At 54.6% G+C, this 16995-nt stretch carries 15 protein-coding genes and 3 pseudogenes; 6 read left to right on the plus strand and 12 right to left on the minus strand.

What is annotated here, in order from left to right; all coding sequences use genetic code 11:
* Positions 1–3 precede the first annotated feature (3 nt).
* Positions 4–888: pseudogene (locus J5276_RS29115) on the plus strand (IS3 family transposase); the annotation flags it as partial.
* 92 nt (positions 889–980) lie between these two features.
* Here the strand turns inward: J5276_RS29115 and J5276_RS29120 are convergent.
* From J5276_RS29120 to J5276_RS29145, 6 genes are all read right to left on the minus strand, one after another.
* On the minus strand, positions 981–2102 hold the full coding sequence (locus J5276_RS29120) for an ABC transporter ATP-binding protein (protein ID WP_209160223.1): 1122 nt from the start codon (positions 2100–2102) through the stop codon (positions 981–983).
* A gap of 122 nt (positions 2103–2224) precedes the next feature.
* The gene (locus J5276_RS29125; RefSeq protein ID WP_209160224.1) at positions 2225–3013 is read right to left on the minus strand and encodes an RraA family protein; all 789 of its coding nucleotides are present in this window, start codon (positions 3011–3013) and stop codon (positions 2225–2227) included.
* Positions 3010–3561 (minus strand): RpiB/LacA/LacB family sugar-phosphate isomerase, encoded by a 552-nt coding sequence (locus J5276_RS29130; protein WP_209160225.1) that lies wholly within the window; start codon positions 3559–3561, stop codon positions 3010–3012. Before J5276_RS29130 ends, J5276_RS29125 begins: the two co-directional genes overlap by 4 nt.
* 4 nt (positions 3562–3565) lie before the next feature.
* Positions 3566–4447: a carbohydrate ABC transporter permease gene (locus J5276_RS29135; protein WP_219256750.1), complete on the minus strand. Its 882-nt coding sequence runs from the start codon at positions 4445–4447 to the stop codon at positions 3566–3568.
* Entirely contained in the window at positions 4447–5382 is a 936-nt protein-coding gene (locus tag J5276_RS29140) for a carbohydrate ABC transporter permease (RefSeq protein ID WP_209160227.1), read from the minus strand. The genes J5276_RS29135 and J5276_RS29140 overlap by 1 nt, the downstream gene beginning before the upstream one ends.
* A 23-nt stretch (positions 5383–5405) precedes the next feature.
* Positions 5406–6710: an ABC transporter substrate-binding protein gene (locus J5276_RS29145; protein ID WP_209160228.1), complete on the minus strand. Its 1305-nt coding sequence runs from the start codon at positions 6708–6710 to the stop codon at positions 5406–5408.
* A gap of 129 nt (positions 6711–6839) precedes the next feature.
* Here J5276_RS29145 and J5276_RS29150 point away from each other — a divergent pair, with 129 nt between their 5' ends.
* From J5276_RS29150 to J5276_RS29160, 3 genes are all read left to right on the plus strand, one after another.
* Positions 6840–7601, plus strand: a complete 762-nt coding sequence (locus J5276_RS29150) for a FadR/GntR family transcriptional regulator (protein WP_209160229.1) — start codon at positions 6840–6842, stop codon at positions 7599–7601.
* 301 nt (positions 7602–7902) lie between these two features.
* Positions 7903–8628 carry an EthD domain-containing protein gene (locus J5276_RS29155; RefSeq protein ID WP_209160230.1) on the plus strand — a complete coding sequence of 242 codons (726 nt, stop codon included), beginning with the start codon at positions 7903–7905 and terminating at the stop codon, positions 8626–8628.
* A 53-nt stretch (positions 8629–8681) separates the two neighbouring features.
* Positions 8682–9857 carry an alkene reductase gene (locus J5276_RS29160; protein ID WP_307777826.1) on the plus strand — a complete coding sequence of 392 codons (1176 nt, stop codon included), beginning with the start codon at positions 8682–8684 and terminating at the stop codon, positions 9855–9857.
* Between the two features lie 172 nt (positions 9858–10029).
* Here the strand turns inward: J5276_RS29160 and J5276_RS29165 are convergent, their stop codons facing one another.
* Positions 10030–10563 carry a hypothetical protein gene (locus J5276_RS29165; RefSeq protein WP_209160231.1) on the minus strand — a complete coding sequence of 178 codons (534 nt, stop codon included), beginning with the start codon at positions 10561–10563 and terminating at the stop codon, positions 10030–10032.
* Positions 10564–10590: 27 nt separating this feature from the next.
* Here J5276_RS29165 and J5276_RS29170 point away from each other — a divergent pair.
* Positions 10591–11537, plus strand: a protein-coding gene (locus J5276_RS29170) for an IS630 family transposase (protein WP_209160232.1) whose coding sequence is annotated in 2 segments (ribosomal slippage) — positions 10591–10930 and positions 10930–11537 — 948 coding nt in all. Because the reading frame shifts where the segments join, the coding sequence is not laid out codon by codon here.
* On the opposite strand, the gene J5276_RS29175 is transcribed toward J5276_RS29170, so the two are convergent.
* The 5 genes and pseudogenes from J5276_RS29175 to J5276_RS29195 form a co-directional block, all read right to left on the minus strand.
* Entirely contained in the window at positions 11509–11793 is a 285-nt protein-coding gene (locus J5276_RS29175) for a helix-turn-helix domain-containing protein (protein WP_209160233.1), read from the minus strand. The genes J5276_RS29170 and J5276_RS29175 overlap by 29 nt on opposite strands.
* A gap of 238 nt (positions 11794–12031) precedes the next feature.
* A pseudogene (locus J5276_RS29180) lies at positions 12032–13175 on the minus strand (IS66 family transposase).
* A gap of 74 nt (positions 13176–13249) precedes the next feature.
* Positions 13250–13594: an IS66 family insertion sequence element accessory protein TnpB gene (gene tnpB / locus J5276_RS29185; protein WP_012478067.1), complete on the minus strand. Its 345-nt coding sequence runs from the start codon at positions 13592–13594 to the stop codon at positions 13250–13252.
* 122 nt (positions 13595–13716) lie between these two features.
* Positions 13717–13836: pseudogene (locus tag J5276_RS30880) on the minus strand (transposase); the annotation flags it as partial.
* Between the two features lie 652 nt (positions 13837–14488).
* Positions 14489–15835, minus strand: a complete 1347-nt coding sequence (locus J5276_RS29195; protein WP_209160234.1) for a VCBS repeat-containing protein — start codon at positions 15833–15835, stop codon at positions 14489–14491.
* Between the two features lie 168 nt (positions 15836–16003).
* Here J5276_RS29195 and J5276_RS29200 point away from each other — a divergent pair, with 168 nt between their 5' ends.
* Positions 16004–16912, plus strand: a complete 909-nt coding sequence (locus J5276_RS29200) for a LysR family transcriptional regulator (RefSeq protein ID WP_209160235.1) — start codon at positions 16004–16006, stop codon at positions 16910–16912.
* The last annotated feature ends 83 nt before the right edge of the window (positions 16913–16995 follow it).

The following is a 16995-nucleotide window of genomic DNA, read 5'->3' on the forward strand; positions in this document are numbered from 1 at the left end:
GGCCGCGTATTTCGCCAGGGATGCAAAGTGAAGTACGCGTTCATTGCTTTGCATCGCTTGCAGTTTTCGGTGCGGACGATGTGCCGCCTTCTGCGGGTTCACCCGAGTGGATTTTACACCTGGCTGAAGAACCCACTGAGCAGGTGAGCCAATGAGGACAAGCGACAGACCGATCTGCTCCTGAAGGCATGGGAAGAGAGCGGCAAGGTCTACGGTTATCGCAAGCTGCACGACGACCTTCTCGATCAGGGAGAGATGTGCTGCCCGAACCGGGTCGCGCGCCTGACGCGTCTCGCCGGAATAAAGGCGCAGATCGGCTATAAACGCCGTCCCGGCATCTATGGCGGCAGACCGTCTGTCGTCGTCGATAATAAGCTCGACCGGCAATTCGACGTAGCAGCTCCGGACAAGGCCTGGGTCACGGACATCACTTACATTCGAACCTACGAAGGTTTCGCTTACCTTGCGGTTGTCATCGACCTCTATTCTCGCCGGGTCATCGGCTGGGCGGTGCAGAGCCGACAGACCACGGACGTCGTATTGCAGGCTCTGCTCATGGCGGTGTGGCGACGCAAACCGAAAGACAAGGCGCTGATCCATTCGGATCAGGGCTCGCAGTTTACCAGCATGGACTGGGCCTCGTTCCTCAGGCACCACAATCTGGTTCACTCGATGAGCCGACGCGGCAACTGCCATGACAATGCGGTGGCCGAGAGCTTCTTCAATCTTCTGAAACGAGAGAGGATACGTCGCAGGGTTTACCGTTCACGCGATGAAGCACGCCAGGACGTGTTCGACTACATCGAAATGTTCTACAACCCGAAACGCAAACACGTCAGGAACGGGATGCTGTCGCCCGTCGAGTTCGAGAAGCAGCAGAAAATCTAACCCGAGGGTGTCTACGAAACTCGGGGCTATTCAAACCACGACATATCAACAAGCGCTGTAAGTCTTCAGATCGGGCCAAAAGCTATGCGCGATCACCGGCTAATTTGATTGTGATGAGGCAACACATGTGAGACAGACGCGAAATGTGCCTGCCCGGCACCGTCAAACACAATGACATCCGAAAGGGAGAATCCGCATCGGATCGACTGTCCTACCTGGATACCACAATCTCCACTGATCACGGCGAGAATGCTCTCTCCTGATGCAAGGTTGATCTTGACGTTGGTTTCGCTTCCAAGTCTTTCGATCAACATTACCTCACCACTAAGCTGGCCGTTATCGCTTAGTACCAGCGCCTGAGGCCGCACACCAAGAGTAACCTTTTCTCCTGCCTTGAAGCGAGAGCCATCAATTGCAAGCTTGAACGGTGCAGGTCCTGCGAGCGAAACTTCGACCGTGCTTTCTGTAATCGTATTGATTTGGCCGGGCAGCAAATTCATTTTTGGTGAGCCGATGAACGATGCCACGAACAGGTTCGCTGGGCGCTTGTAAAGCTCGATCGGGCTCCCGATTTGCTGGATCACTCCGCCATTGAGCACAACGATCTTGTCGGCGAGTGTCATCGCCTCCACCTGATCATGCGTCACATAGATCATTGTCGCAGCAAGGTCTTGATGGAGTTTGGCTAATTCCATCCGCATATCGGTACGTAGGGCAGCGTCAAGGTTTGATAGTGGCTCGTCGAAAAGAAACACGTCGGGCTTCCTGACGATCGCGCGACCGATAGCCACTCGTTGGCGCTGGCCGCCTGATAGTTGCCCGGGCTTCCGGTCCAGCAGGTGCTCGATCTGGAGGATACGAGCTGCGTCCCTTATTTTCCGGTCTCTGATATCCTTTGGCGCTTTGCTGAGTTTCAGGCCGAAACCCATATTCTCGTAGACGGAAAGATGCGGATACAGTGCATAGTTCTGAAAAACCATGGCGATGCCACGGTCGCGCGGCTCGATGTCGTTACAAAGCAGGTCGCCGATCCAAAGTTCTCCGCCGGAAATGCCCTCAAGGCCTGCGACCATGCGCAGCAATGTCGACTTGCCACAGCCTGAAGGTCCAACGAACACCACAAACTCGCCATCGTCGATACTAAGGGATACATCCTTTATGACGGATAAGCTGCCGTAATTCTTCTGCAGCGATTTTAGTTCAAGTCTTGCCATTGGTAACCTCGGATCGATGCTGATGAAATACGTCGCCATTTGATAGTCGGGCGAGATTTTAGCCTATAATTTCTCACCCGGAAGGGGACTTCGGATCGGTTAAACCGATCCGAAGCTGACGATTACTTGGGGCCAGTACCCTTGCCAGTGATGTACCACTCAAGGCGATCGGGGGTCAGGGCGTAGGGGTGAGCCGGCACGTCGAAAATAGAATCGACGGAATGGTCGTGCGCGATACCGAGGCGGTCGTAGAGAAGTTTGCGGGTCTTCTTGTCGTTCTCGGCCTCCTGAATTGCGTATTTCAAAACGTCATCGATAACGTCTTGAGGAACGCAGATGGCACCATCACCGTCAGCGACGATGAGATCACCCGGGTTGATCAGCGCTCCACCGATTTCCACTGGCATGGAATCCCCGGCATATTCGACGCGTCCCTGATACATGGTCTGCACGATCCAGCGGCTCCAGACAGGAAGGGCCTTCTGAATGAGAGCTTCGTCGGTATCACGTGTTCCGCCGTTCGTCAGGCAGCCTGTTATGCCTTTTGCAGCCCAGATCATCGAGTCCATGGAACCGACCGCGGGGCTTGGCGTGCCGCAAGTGTCGCAGACGAGGAAGTCGCCCGGGCCCACGCGGCTGCCGAAATCGGTATAATCGAACAGCTGGAAGTACCAGTATTCATAAGCCCACTTCGTGTAGTCATCGGGGGACATCGTTGGCACAGACTTTTGAGTGGGGGTCTGCCGGAATGTTTGAGCGAAGCCCGCTGTCTTTGTTCGCCATAGCGGGCGGATATCTGGAGAGACCGTCCCGGTGTGGTGAAGGCCAATCCAATCAAGACCATCACGAATGTCGGTTACGCGCAGCTTTGCGACGGTATCGAGAATTTCTTTTCTACGTTCAGGTGTCATTTATAGTCCTCCTTATAAGAATGCCTGTCAGTTGTTGGATTGGCGCGGGCCAGAGACCCGTCGAGAGCGGCCAGTTTTTCGACGCGTCGACGAAATTGCTCTTTGGTTGAGAATTCAGCGGCAAGAAACGTGCGGATGACATCACCTGCGATCTGTGGTCCGACGATCCACCCTCCGATACACAGGACGTTGACATCGTCGTGCTCAACCGATTGGCGGGCGACAAAAGTGTCATGAGCCACGGCGGCGCGGATACCCGGGGTCTTGTTTGCTGCGATACAAGCGCCTGCGCCTGTTCCACAAACGAGGATCACGCGGTCCGTCTTGCCGGACGATATGAGGTCCACTGCCTTGGCGGTAACGTCAGGGAAATCTACCGGTGTGTCGGACATGGTGCCGACATCGATGACCTCGTCGCAATATTCGGAAAGCAAAGACTTTACGAACAGTTTCAGTTGAAAGCCGGCATGGTCGTTCGCAAGCCCAATTGTCTTTCGTCTGGGCACAGATATCCCTACAGAGGGACGAGCCTCTTCCTCAACGGACATAGAATTATCCTTTCATTCCGGTGGTAGCTATGCCCTCCACCAGCAAGCGCTGGAAGGCGATGAAAATGCCGAGGACGGGCAGAAGCGAAACAATCGACATGGCAAACAATACGCCGAATGCAGATTCCGCCGAGGTGTCCCCTATGGCCCTGAGCGCGAGTGGAACCGTGTAGTTCTCAGTCTTCGTCAGGTAGATCAGCGGCGAGAAAAAGTCGTTCCAGGTGAAGATGAACGAGAAGATTGCAGCGGTAGCAAGTGCTGGCATCGAAAGCGGTATGATAACCTTGAAGAAAATTGTCCAGTGTCCGGCGCCATCGATTCTTGCTGCTTCGTCCAGATCACGCGGGATGTTGCGGAAGAACTGGGTCAGCAGGTAGATAAAGAAGGCGTCCGTAGCTAGAAATTTCGGGACCACGAGAGGCAACGGTGTGTTCAGCCAGCCAAAGTCCCGGAACATGAGATACTGCGGGATCAAAATCGCGTGGAACGGGATCATCAGTGTTCCCAGCATCAACCCGAACATCAGTTTTTTGAAGCGGAAGTTGATACGAGCAAACGCATAAGCTGCCATTGCACATGAGATAACGTTACCCACAACGCTAAGTACGGATATGAAGAGGGAATTGGTCAGAAACTGCGCGAATCCTACAGTCCCCACACCTTTCCAGCCCTGAATGTAGTTATCGACCGTGAAGTGGCGGCCGGGCCAAATGCTGAAGTTACCAATCATGGAGTCCGGTCTAAGAGATGCTGCCAACATCCACAGAAGCGGATATAACATGATTGACGCGAAACCGATCAGCACCAGATGTTTCGTAAAGGGGTTCGACCAGACGGAGCGTGATGCTGAATAGGGCTTCGGCGGATTCAATGCAGTCGAGCTCATCATGCATTCTCCCCGTAATGGATAAAGCGTCGCGTCGCCAATATCAGCAGGCTTACAGCCGCCGCGATTGCTATGATCAGCAGCCAGCCGAGGGCGGATGCGTAACCGAAATTGAAGTTCACGAAACCCTGCTGGTAAATGTAGAGGGTGAAGAACAGCAGGGAGTCAGCAGGGCCGCCGGAGCCTGCGCTAACGACGTAGGCTGCATTGAAGGCCTGAAATGCTCCCACCGTATTCATGATCGTGCTGAACAGGATCAGTGGCGTGAGGAGGGGGAGTGTGATCTTGAAAAAGCACTGACGACGGGTGGCTCCATCGATAATCGCCGCCTCATAGAGGCTTTGCGGAATCTGCCGCATACCTGCCAGGAAAATGATCATGGCCGATCCGAATTGCCAGCCGTGCAATACTACAAGTGTCCATAGGGCAGTCGACGGCGACCCGATCCAGGACGTCGAAGACTCGATGCCGATCATAGCGAGACCAGCGTTCAACAGCCCGTTCGCACCGAAAATACGACGCCACAACAGCGCAATGGCAACGCTTCCGCCGATAAGGGAGGGCACGTAGAATATCGCCCGGTAAATGGTAAGGCCTCTTACTCCACGGTTGAGGAGCGCCGCCAGAATGAGCGCAAACGTTATGACCGTTGGCACCGCCAGAATAACATACAGGCCAGTGGCGCGGGCTGCGCGCCAAAAACGAGGATCTCGAGTGAACGCGCGCTCGTAATTGTCGAAGCCAACCCATTTGGCAGTGCCTGCCGCCGTGTAATTCGTGAAGCTGAAGTAGAGTGACGTCAGCATCGGACCAGCAACAATCAGGATCAAGCCTAATAGGAAGGGCAGGAGGAACAGAAACGCCGCAGTGTTCTCCGAGCCGACGCGGCTAGCCAAGCCGCGCCGCTGCAACGAACGCGATGGTACTTGTAACATGTTTGTCAGCCTTGCTTAGGGCCTCAGTTTAGAAGTGAATTCACTTCGTCGATGAATGCTTGCGCGGCATCTTCCGGACTGGTCCCATTGAATGCGACCTCTTCGTACTGACGCCTCAGCACGGCTGCCATACCCTGATAGCCCGAGGGATAATTTGCCGTCGCAATGTCACTGGCGCTCGTCACCTTGTCGAGTTCCGCCAGCGAGCGTTTCACGTTGGTTGAGGTGTTGGGATCGTCGAGGAGAGCTTCCCGCCCTGTCTTGCTCACGACCACGCCGTTGGAGGATTGATAGGCAATGGCTGCTGCCGGATCATTGCCGAAGAAATTGATATAGGCAGCGGCCAGTGGCGCATTGTCGCAGTTGGCGGAGATAGTCAGCCCGTTGGTGCCGGGGACGTTGCCTGATGCGGTGGCATCTTTCGCCGGGTTTGAAACGAACTCTATTTCAGTAGGAACACCCTGTGAGGCTCTCACTCTCTCCATGATCGAGATATGGGGAATGTCGCGGGTCGCGACGAGAGTTTTTCCGTTCGCAAACGGCGTCAGCTCCAGGTTTGCCAATTGTTCGTCCAGCCGGTCGGGTGGAATAGCTACGCCATCCTTGGCCAGATCGTTCCAGAACCGGAACCATGCAGCAATGACCTCGGGCGATGCGGATAGCTGACCATCCTTGAACATGGTCTCGCCATGCCCGGCGACCCATGAATATAGCGAGAATGGAATAGGCGCTTCATTCTCTGTCGCGTATACGCCTTTTGGAAGTTTCTTCTGTGCAGCCCGCAGCCATGTTTCATAGTCTGCAAAGTTCGCATGACCGACGGGCGGGTCGATGGCGTATTCCGAAGCCATAGTCTTATTGTATGCCAAAAGGCGCACAAAGGTGCCGGTCGGCACCATATACTGCTTACCGTCGAATTTACCGGTTTCGAGTATTTCAGGCGGGATGCCTTTGAGATCAATCGCTCCAGACTGAACGAGCTCATCAAGCGGCAACAAAGCTCCACGATTGGCGTAGCTGGCAAGGAACGTGCTCTGCACCTGCGTAACGCAGGCCAGTTCGCTCGCAGCCGACTGTACCGTTAACCGCTCAATGTAGGCATTATATTCCGCCGACACTCCCGTGATTTTCGTACCAGGATGTTTTTGCTCGAATAGACGGCTGACTTTTTCGGTGACTTCCGCTCTCGCAGCATTTCCCCAGTAGCCGTATTCGATATCGCCCTTGAGGTCCTGAGCGATTGCAGCCGAGCTGGCGGAGGCCAGCAAGCCTAACGTCAAACCATAGAGGCAGATGGACTTGGTCATCCTCTTGGATATGCGCTTCATTGTCATCCTCCCATGACTTTAAAGTGGTAATACCAGTGGTAGTCCATGGGTTCCCACTTGTCAACCGCTCTGGAATGGCGCATTTTGAAAAATAACGATTGCCACGGGTGAGCCGGAATTGAGGCGGACATGACGACTGAAAAAGAAAATGAAGTTCAGGTGACAAGGGCCGGAGGTCGAGGCGGTGACTATGAGCGCGTGCTCGGATTCCTCCGCGATCAGTTATCTACCGGGAAACTGAAAGTGGGCGACAGGCTCCTGTCAGAACGTGACCTTGCTGCGCAGATGGGTGTCAGCCGGCCGTTGATACGTGAAGCACTGCGTGCACTAGCGGCGCTTGGTGCTGTCGACATAAGGCATGGCCAAGGCACCGTTGTCCGCCAGCCTGATCTCTCGATATTCGGCGAGTTTTTCAGTTTCATACTCGCTCAGCAGGCAGAGGCTATAGACGATGTGATGCAAGCCCGTATTGCAATTGAGCTTCAGGCTGTCCGGCTTGCCTGCCGGCGGGCAACTGCCGTCGATTTCGACAGGTGCGGCGATGCGATGCTGGAAATCGTCGCAACCATCTCGAATCCCGAGGAAGGTGGTGCTGCCGACTTCAAATTTCACGAAATGCTGGTGCGTGCAGCGCATTCGCCAACGCTCTTAAGCCTCTATATCGCAACGTCGAACCTGCTTCGCCAATCGCACGTCACGCGACGCACTCAAATCCTGAACGTTGAGGGCATTCAGTCCTTTTTGATCGATCATCATCAGCAAATTTATCAAGCGCTTCTCCGACGGGATGAAGCAAAGGCGGTCGAACTGCTGCAGGCGCATTTTGACATCGGCGCGGCCTTTCGGCGAAGGGCCAAATTTGGTGACCTGGCTTTGGCCGTTAATCCGTAAGTACTCCATATTTTCAAAAAACGACAGCTCGCAATGGCAGGCCCAATGCGTACTGACTTGTCGAGGTGTGCTCTTTTCAAACCTCGATCGGTGAACATTCAGAGGTCCTTGTTGCGCCATATAGTGTCCGCCCGAAGTCACACGCCGTTTCTGTTCGCTTCTGCGAGAATGAGCCTCACCGTTGATTGAAGTTAGCTTAAACTTCCTAAGAAAGGCAATAAAAATATTTGCCATTTACATAAGAGTTTGTTTAAATCGAATTTTTACTGGGTTGGAAAATTGCAAGTTCAGGGAGGAAGATATGATTGTTCGGATGGGACTGTTCCGGCGAAGGCCTGAATTGAGCACGGTTGAGTTTGAGAAACACTGGCGTGAAACTCATGGTTCTCTCGTGAAGAAAACATTCGGAACGCTTGAGGCCTATGTGCAGAATCTGGTGACGGACAGGACCCAAAAGGGCATTGCCTACGAAAGAAATGACCTCGAAATCGATGCGATCTCGCAGTTATTCTTTCCATCGCTGACTGCAATGCGCCGTAGCGTCAACGCGGAGAATCTCAAAGACCTTCAAGCAGACGAGCAAAATTTCCTGACCGATCTGGTTGTCGCCACAGCCTTTCAAAATACAGTTGTGCCGGTCCGCAAGGCAGAAAAGAAAGTCAAGCGGATGTCGCTTCTGAAAAGGAGGCCGGGGATCAGTCGGGAGGAATTTCAGGATCAGTGGTTCAATGATCATTCCTCGCTGGTAAAGCGTCTCCCTGGACTGCTTGGCTATCGTCAGAACATCATCATCGATTGGCAGCCAAACCGCTTCGCCGACGACGGACCTGAGGGCGAGACCGGCCTAGACGGCGTCGTAGAACTTTGGTTCGAAGACGAAGCTGCCATAGAGCGCGGTTTCCAGTCGGCTCAAGGCCAGACGGCAATGACGCACGCCAAGGAGTTCCTCGGACAGATATCCACCTACGTCGTCAATCCGGTGGAAATTATTCCTGAGCGCGAAATCTCACGGCTAAAGGCCGCCTGATACGGAAATGAAGCAGATGCTTGCATCGGGCTTCTACCTTCTCAGGTTCGAAAATGACAAAAGACTTTGTTGAGGCCAACCGTTGCCCGTTGCGGCAAATCCCACCATACAAGGAGTTCCAATTGGCAAGCCTTTTTCAACCTTACGACCTGTCCGGATTTGTATTACCCAATCGTATTGTAATGGCGCCAATGACGAGGTCCCGGTCTCCGAGCCTTGTTCCAAATGCGTCTACTGCACTCTACTACGCTCAGCGAGCAAGCGCGGGACTAATCATATCCGAAGGCATTCCAATCACGCCGGAGGGGCGCGGTTATTTGTTCACCCCGGGTATTTACGACAACGAGCAGATTAAAGGCTGGCGTTTGGTGACGGATGCTGTCCACATGGCTCGGGGCCGCATCTACGCGCAGCTTTGGCATGTCGGTCGTATTTCTCACACATCGCTGCAGCCGGGGCGGGGACAGCCGGTGTCATCGGTGTCTACCGTGGCTGCGACATCAACTGCATTCGCTTACGATGAGAATGAAGTGGCCGGAAAACAGCTATGCAGCGTCCCGCGTGCGCTTGCAACCGAAGAGGTTTCCCGTCTGGTTCAGGACTTTGTTAAGGCTGGCCTTAATTCCATCGACGCAGGATTCGATGGTATCGAGCTTCATGGCGCGAATGGGTATATATTCGAGCAATTCATAAGCGATGCGCTGAATGACAGAACAGATGAATATGGTGGCTCAATTGAGAATCGCCTACGTTTTCTACTCGAAGTCATCGATGCAACCATCGACGCTATTGGGGATCATCGTGTAGGCTTGAGAATATCGCCCTTCGGACGACTTCACGATATGCAGCCTTTCGATACCGAAGCGGAAACTTGGCTTGCGCTTATGGAAGAGTTGAACAAACGGCCGATCGCATACCTTCATCTTAGCGACCAGCATACGATCGGCGGTGCAGGCCTTCCCGGCATCCCGGCTGATTTCCTGAAGTCTCTCAGGCAGGCTTTCACCGGAACTTTGATGGCGGCGGGCGGCTTCGACAAGACTTCAGGACAGGAAGCATTGGATGCGGGCCTGCTGGACCTTATCGCGATCGGGCGGCCGTTTATATCCAACCCAGATCTTGTGGAGCGTTTGGAAAATGACTGGCCGACCTTCCCGGCGGACCGAGGTGTCTATTACGGCGAAGGCGATAGTGGTTATATAGACTACCCACGTTACAAAAGAGCATAAGTAATGCGTTTGAACCGGTGCTGCGGGACACGCGCACCGGTTCTTCTTCTGTCGTTGGGCAAGTGTGGTTGTGGCTGGCGGATCGATTTCAATCCGGAATATCCAAGCTGGAACGAAAGTTGCCGGTTCGTTTAGAGGAGTAGGGGAATATATTTGCTGTCCGGGGCGTTGCTCATAACGCTATCAAGATCGATTGATGTGATGGCGCATTGCATTTGGCCCATATGGTCAAACACGGGGGCGGAGAGGGCTTTGATCCCTGGCACGGGCGATCCTCAATAGTGGCATATCCATTTGCTCGAATGCCTTCAATCTCGATACGGGAAAGGAATTTCGGTCTACCCACGCGGTTGGAGCCGATCTCATCCTTTCGCGCGTTGCGGATCGCTTCCTTGATCATGCCTTCAGGCATAAAGGCAGCAAAGACTCTTCCGCTCGCCGGTCCGGTCAGCGAGTAAACGGTCCCCAATCGGGTATTAATATTGAGCTGACTTCCACTTTCTTGAACCTGAATGACTGTCGGGCGAAACGAACCCCAGACCACGAGCGCCACGTTCAAGCCGCTTCTGACAGACAGATCGCTCACCGCCTCGAGCGCCAGTCGGATGGGATCTGCTGTGCGCATTCGGGTGATACCAAGCTCTAGAGCGTTTCCCTGACTGATTGAATCTGCGGGGCTTTGCAAATCGGGTGTGGTCTGATTCAAACTATCTGCCGATGGAGGTCGGCGGATATGTCGAAATCACTTTCTGTCGATCTGCGTGTTCGCGTTCTGGCTGCTGTCAGTGCTGGTGCGACCCATCGGGAAGCCGCCGCCCGTTTCGGCGTGAGTGCCGCAAGCGTCAGCCGCTGGCGAAATCTGCAATTGCGCCAGGGTGATGTGTTGCCTGGTCCTCTCGGTGGCGATCGAAATTCCTGCAAGACCGAGGCCCATGGTGACGCGATCATGGCCTGGCTCGCCGAGCATCGCGATGGAACCTTGTTCGAACTGCGCGACGCGCTTTCCGCTCAAGGCATCACGATCAGCAAATCGGCGCTGCAACGCTTCCTCGTCCGTCACGGCCAGACCCGCAAAAAAAGACTGGTCACGCGATAGAGCAGAGCCGTCCCGACATATCGGAGCAGCGCCAACGCTGGTTCGATAAACAGTTGGACCTCGATCCTGCCGAACTCGTCTTCATCGACGAAACCTGGACCGCGACGAACATGGCGCGCACGCATGGACGCTGCAGGAAGGGAGAGCGCCTGCGAATGGGTTTCCCACACGGTCACCGCAAGACTACGACGCTGGTGGCTGGCTTGCGCAGCACAGGAATGGTTGCGCCGCTCGTGATCGACGGGCCGATCAACGGAGAATGGTTCGAGGCCTATGTCGCCCAGGTTCTCGTCCCGACCTTGAAGCCTGGCGATATCGTCATTCTCGACAATCTCTCCAGCCACAAACGACCGGCGGCGCGTGAGATGATCGAGGCTGCCGGTGCGCGCATGCTGTTCCTCCCGCCCTACAGTCCAGACTCCAATCCCATAGAGAAGGCATTCTCAAAGCTGAAGGCGCTCCTGCGCAAAGCGGCAGAACGCACCGTGACCGGCCTTTGGGACAGGATCGGAAAACTGATCGATATCATCGAGCCTCAGGAGGCCAGAAACTTCTTCACCGCATGCGGATACGATCCAACATGAAAGGGAAACGCTCTAGCGCAAACGGGCCGAGGCGATAGCGTCCGGCAGGTTCTTCCTGCTCGATTAGGCCAAGTTTTCTGTAGCTCACTAGATAAGCGTGGGCTTGTGCCGGAGCTATTCCGGCAAGTCTCGCGAGGACTTTAAGCATCATTGGCTCTTCTTCATCGACGAGCACGTTTAGAAGTTTGGCGCCCATCTCGATCGACTGGACGCCTCTCGCGTCGTTTTTATCTGAAGCGCTGGCGCGGACATTCATCTGGACCTCGTTTCGAGGCCTGTCATCATGCGCTCACTGCACAGCTGAGGTGGCCGATCTCGTCATTTTGCCAACTTTGCGACAGCGCCGTGGTGACGGACAGGAGTTTCGCGACGGCAACTGAGCCTTGATCGACGGGCATATCTTCAGTCCGGCCGATGAGCGTGATCACCAGTTCGAGATTGGAGTGCCGATTGAAAATCCAAGACTCTCCTGAAAACTGGAGGGGAGATGGGTCTCAGGTCACTTCCATTTCCCAGAGCGTTGCCATTCGCTCGACTGTCTCTGTTGCCACCTTGGAGCTTTTGGCGACATGCAATTCATAGAACTTGCGACGGCTATGTGCCCAGCAGCCAGCCAGAATAACGCCGTCCTTGCGGACGAGTTTGCTGTAGGCCCCGTACCCGTCAACCTGCAGAATCCCGCGATGGCCGCTGAGGTGTCGTGCCACGCAGTCGGTCGCCGACTGTCTTCGAAACGATAGGCCACCATGGGCGGGCTGTTGCCTGCGAACGTTCGGTCATCCCTGGCATAGGCCCATAACCAAGCGGTTTTCGCCGACCCGGATCTAGGCGCCAGTGTCGGCAGGTCGTCTCGTCGGCAAATATTCGTTCCGCCTTCTTGATTTCGTTCAGGATGTAATCGGCGAGGATGTCGAGCTCGAACCCCAGCTTTCCCATCCATTGAGCCATGAGCCTGCGGTCGAGTTCGACCTTGTCGCGGGCGTAAATCGCCTCCTGCCGATAGAGTGGTAGGCCATCGGCATATTTGGACACGGCGATCTGAGCCAGAAGCGCTTCTGTTGGAATGCCCGCCTCAATGATATGTGTCGGGGCCGCAGCCTGGATCACGCCGTCTTCGTTCTTAAAAGCGTATTTGGGACGGCGCGTAACAATGACACGGAACTTCGCTGCAACGACATCCAAGCGTTCGGATATGTCTTCTCCGATCAGGATTTTGGTCTTACCCGTATGCTCCGGCAAGTCTTCCGGCTCGATCACCACCTCGATACGCTCCAGATGCGCCGCAAAGCCCTTGCGTGGCCTCGGTGGACGTTTGCCATCTTTGTTGATGCCACTCGTAACCTTGGCCCTGATCGCCGCAATACCGGTCTCGATCTCCTCAAAGACAAAAGCATGCTGCTCGTCATCAACACTGGCCGCTGCAAGTTTCTCTGAACGCCGTCCGAAGCGCGCGCGGTCAAAAGCTTTCAGTATCTGTGTCAGCCGCTCGATGCGCTCATCGGCATCAGCATTTCGGGCCTCGAGGTCGTCAACCTGCTTTTCCAAAGCCTCGACGCGAGCGGCCTTTTCGGCCATGGCAAGAACCATGGCCTTGAGTGCCTCTACATCATCCGGGAGCTCTATATCGGGTCGCTTCATGGGTATGATCAGAGCATATTTTGCTGTGATCCGCCCGCAGTTTCAGGTGCATGATTCAATTCGCCGCAGGGGTTTTACCCAACAATCTCGGGCGGCTTGATGGGTGTTGATCGAACGCGTTTCCAGTCCATCCCATCCACCAAAGCCAGAAGCTGGGCATTGTTGAGCTGGACCCGGCTATGTCCGATGCGCGGCCAGCAGAACTGGGCTTTCTCCAGCCGCTTGGCGTAAAGGCAAACGCCGGAGCCATCCCACCATACGATCTTGATACGGTCTGCTCGTTTCGCCCGGAAGACATAAAGAGCTCCGTTGAACGGATCACTGCCAGCATCTCGAACCAGCGATAGCAAGCTGTCAGGTCCCTTACGGAAGTCGATCGGATGGCTCGCCAGAAAGACTTTTACGTTCGACGGGATCATGCCGACCGCACCGCTCGGATCACGCGACTGAGGTGTGCTTCATCGGCATCCACCCCCGCCCGGATAATCATGTCGCCGATAACCACCTCGATCACCGCCCGCGCACAAACCGGCCCCAAACACGCCTCGACAGCCGCAGGCACCGAAGAGCCCTCTTGTCTGGCGCGAGCATCACGACGCCAGCCGAATAATTGTGATGGGTGTATGCCGATGCGACGCGCAATTGCCGAGACACTCGCTCCTTGAAATCATCGGACCAACGCCGCCGAAACTGCCGCGGCGCGCCCTCGAAACGTTCTGGAACGGCCTCGATCATATGAAAGTTTCTAGTTCCAGAGATAGGCGCAGACATAGAAGCTCACAGCTGGTGGATAGTCATTACGCAATAGCTGAGCCCGCGCTACTGACGCCAGATGGGGTCAGCTTGCCGCTTACCCTTTATCCAAAGCACGACGACTTTATTCGAACGGGTCGAATGTGGAGCGCACATTTGCCTCAAGGTCGGGTTTATTATGACGAGCGAATGATGACGAGCGAAAGCGGGCGTTCGTTTTGTTGACAGGTTTACGGGCGAAGTCGAAATCTCGCAGACCCTTTTGCCGAGGCGCTCCATTGCTTTCAGCCCATTGCGCGTTCTGTTTTGGGAGACAGGCTGCAATTGACGGACCGTCAAAGACAAATTGTCACCTTGGTGGCTTGAGGCAAAGCCAATGCGATGATCGCTCAGGAACTGTCTCTTTCAGTCAGAACTGTCGGAAGCCATTGAGCCAGACTTATGAAAGCAGCAGGCATAGGGAATGCGGCGGAATTGATTGCTCGTTTTAGCAGTATGTAGCGGGAATGCCGCTGATTTGAAGGGGCAGGAGGATAATATCTCTCCTGCCCCTGTCTCAATTAGCGTTTGGCTGGTTCTATTTCCTGTAACTTCGGCAACTGGCTCTGATAGCCTTTGATATCCGTCAACAGTAGTCTCGCCTGAGTACCCCAGGCACCGATGAACACATCATCCTTGCCGTCACCATCAAGATCGCCCTTGCCTGCGCTCCAGCTTCGACCGACAGTAATCCCCGGAACGACATCCGCCGTGACATCGGTAAAGTTGCCGTTTCCGTCATTTTGCCAGGCGCGCGGCTGAAGCGGGACGAAGCCCGGCACCTGAATTGCGCCAACAAGAATATCCGGCGCGCCGTCGCCGTTCCAGTCGAGAACGGTTCCGGCCCAGCTGGAGAATTTGTGCTTGGGCAATCGTGCTTCGGTCTCATCTTTGAACCGGCCATTGCCGTCATTGATCAGCAGTCTGGTTTGCGGATCCTTATCCCAGCCCATATTGTTGCTGGTGATGTTGAAAAAGACGATATCGCTATGCCCGTCCTTGTTCACATCCATGACTTTAACGTCGCGTGTTTCCATTGGCACAGACAGTTCGAGGCGGTCGGAACCGTCTGTAAACTTGCCTGAACCATCATTGATGAGCAGCCGGTTCGGGTGGGCCGGGCTTGCAATGATCATATCGTGATCGCCATCGCCATCCATGTCTGCCAGTACGACGCCTTCGGTCTGGTCATCCGCTTTAGGAAGATGCGTTTCCGTAGCATCGATAAAGTGACCCGGACGATCCTTGTCGTTCAGGAACAGAAGATTGCGCGCAGGCCGCAATTTCATGTTGGGACCGTGCCCGATTTCGCCGGTGCTTCCCACGACGATATCAGGCAAACCGTCGCCGTTGACGTCGCCAATGGCGAGGCCGTTGCCCTGGCTTCCAGCGGGAAGTCGGTCACTTGCGTCAGTAAAGCCGCCTTTTCCATCGCCTAGAAAAAGCTGATGAACTTCGTCAGACTCGGCGACAAACACTACATCCATATTGCCATCGCCGTCGAAGTCCGCAGCGCGAACATGTTCGCTATCGTGAATACCCGTGCCAAAGACACCAGGCTTGTAGGTGAGGCGACCTTTGCCGTCGTTCTCATATAGACGGTTCGCGCCATATTCCACGGATACGATGACGTCCAGATCGTCATCCTTATCGACGTCGACAAAGGTCGAATCCGTGGCGTGAAGATTAGCCATGACAGGAACGCGTGTGCCGGTCGCATCGACATAGGCCGAGGATGGCTGCTCCGGGATCAAAACATAGTCGCCATCAAGGACCGTATTGGACACGGTCTGTGCGTAAACTGGATAACTTGCCATCAACGTCGCACTTAGAGCAAGGGCGATTCCGGCGTTCGGGCGTTTCGTCATGATATCCTTCCTCCAAATCAAATCGTAGCGCGCTAATGCAGGCGCCCAACAGATTTCGTAACGGCAACTCAAATTCGCAACTTTCTTGATATGAATGGCCTTATGACGATATGTCATGAATGAATATATCGAAGCGCCATTAAATCATAAGACCGAGAAGGAACTGATGTGATCCGGGATGAACTGGGAAGTCTTGCTGCCTTCGTCGCCGTCGCTGAAGCCAAGAGTTTCACACGAGCCGCTGGTCGTCTTGGTACCTCGCAATCCGCGCTCAGCCATCGAATCCGCCGGCTGGAGGAGCGACTGGGCATGTCGCTCTTGTCAAGAAACACACGGAGTGTCGCAGTCACGCAGGCCGGGCTTAAGTTACTAGAAACACTTGGCCCGGCGCTTCTCGATATAGAAGACAAGCTCAATGCTATCAAAGGCAACGACGCGGAAATCGCTGGCATGCTGCGTATAAATTCAGCGGATCATGCTGCTGAAACCATCCTCTGGCCCGCGTTAAAGAAACTCGTGTCCGACCATCCCCAGATTTCGATAGAGGTCAGCGTCGATAACCGCTTGGTGGATATCGTGGCTGCGCGTTACGATGCCGGGATACGGCTCGGCAATAATCTCGACAATAACATGATTGCGGTTCCGATCGGTCCGCCGGAAAAGGCGGTCGTCGTCGCGTCCTCTGCCTATCTTTCAAAACACGGCACACCATCTACGCCTAAAGATTTGCCTTACCATCAATGCATCAATCGCCGTATGCCATCGCTGGATGGCGTTACGAAGTGGACGTTCCAAAAAGAGGGGAGGAACCAGAACGTAAGAGTGTCCGGTGCGCTTTCTTTTGACAAGCCTGAGATGATTATCGACGCCGCAGTGGCAGGATTTGGCATCGCCTACATGCTACAGTCGCAGGTACAGACCTATCTTGATTCCGGCCAGCTTGCAACCATGATGCCTGATTGGACCCCGGAAATGCCGGGTTACCACCTCTATTATCCCGGCAAACGACAAAAGCAGCCAGCGCTAAATGCCTTGATTGACGTGATCCGTTATCGTGGCAGCAAGGTTGGCGGCTAAACCGACCGTATATCTATCCATGCTTTGTCCGTCGTCGAATTATTTGAGACTTTTTAGGCTTTGGAAGCTGGAGTTTCCGGCTC

Source organism: Agrobacterium sp. S7/73, assembly GCF_019355535.1.
Classification (GTDB): Bacteria; Pseudomonadota; Alphaproteobacteria; order Rhizobiales; family Rhizobiaceae; genus Agrobacterium; species Agrobacterium tumefaciens.

Excerpts from the sequence above, each read along its gene's own strand:
- J5276_RS29160 (WP_307777826.1), top strand. The coding sequence starts at position 8,682 with ATGACAAAAGACTTTGTTGAGGCCAACCGTTGCCCGTTGCGGCAAATC.
- J5276_RS29130 (WP_209160225.1), bottom strand. The coding sequence starts at position 3,561 with ATGTCCGTTGAGGAAGAGGCTCGTCCCTCTGTAGGGATATCTGTGCCC.
- J5276_RS29195 (WP_209160234.1), bottom strand. The coding sequence starts at position 15,835 with ATGACGAAACGCCCGAACGCCGGAATCGCCCTTGCTCTAAGTGCGACG.
- J5276_RS29145 (WP_209160228.1), bottom strand. The coding sequence starts at position 6,710 with ATGAAGCGCATATCCAAGAGGATGACCAAGTCCATCTGCCTCTATGGT.
- J5276_RS29175 (WP_209160233.1), bottom strand. The coding sequence starts at position 11,793 with ATGAATGTCCGCGCCAGCGCTTCAGATAAAAACGACGCGAGAGGCGTC.
- tnpB (WP_012478067.1), bottom strand. The coding sequence starts at position 13,594 with ATGATCCCGTCGAACGTAAAAGTCTTTCTGGCGAGCCATCCGATCGAC.
- J5276_RS29135 (WP_219256750.1), bottom strand. The coding sequence starts at position 4,447 with ATGAGCTCGACTGCATTGAATCCGCCGAAGCCCTATTCAGCATCACGC.
- J5276_RS29140 (WP_209160227.1), bottom strand. The coding sequence starts at position 5,382 with ATGTTACAAGTACCATCGCGTTCGTTGCAGCGGCGCGGCTTGGCTAGC.
- J5276_RS29120 (WP_209160223.1), bottom strand. The coding sequence starts at position 2,102 with ATGGCAAGACTTGAACTAAAATCGCTGCAGAAGAATTACGGCAGCTTA.
- J5276_RS29155 (WP_209160230.1), top strand. The coding sequence starts at position 7,903 with ATGATTGTTCGGATGGGACTGTTCCGGCGAAGGCCTGAATTGAGCACG.
- J5276_RS29150 (WP_209160229.1), top strand. The coding sequence starts at position 6,840 with ATGACGACTGAAAAAGAAAATGAAGTTCAGGTGACAAGGGCCGGAGGT.
- J5276_RS29125 (WP_209160224.1), bottom strand. The coding sequence starts at position 3,013 with ATGACACCTGAACGTAGAAAAGAAATTCTCGATACCGTCGCAAAGCTG.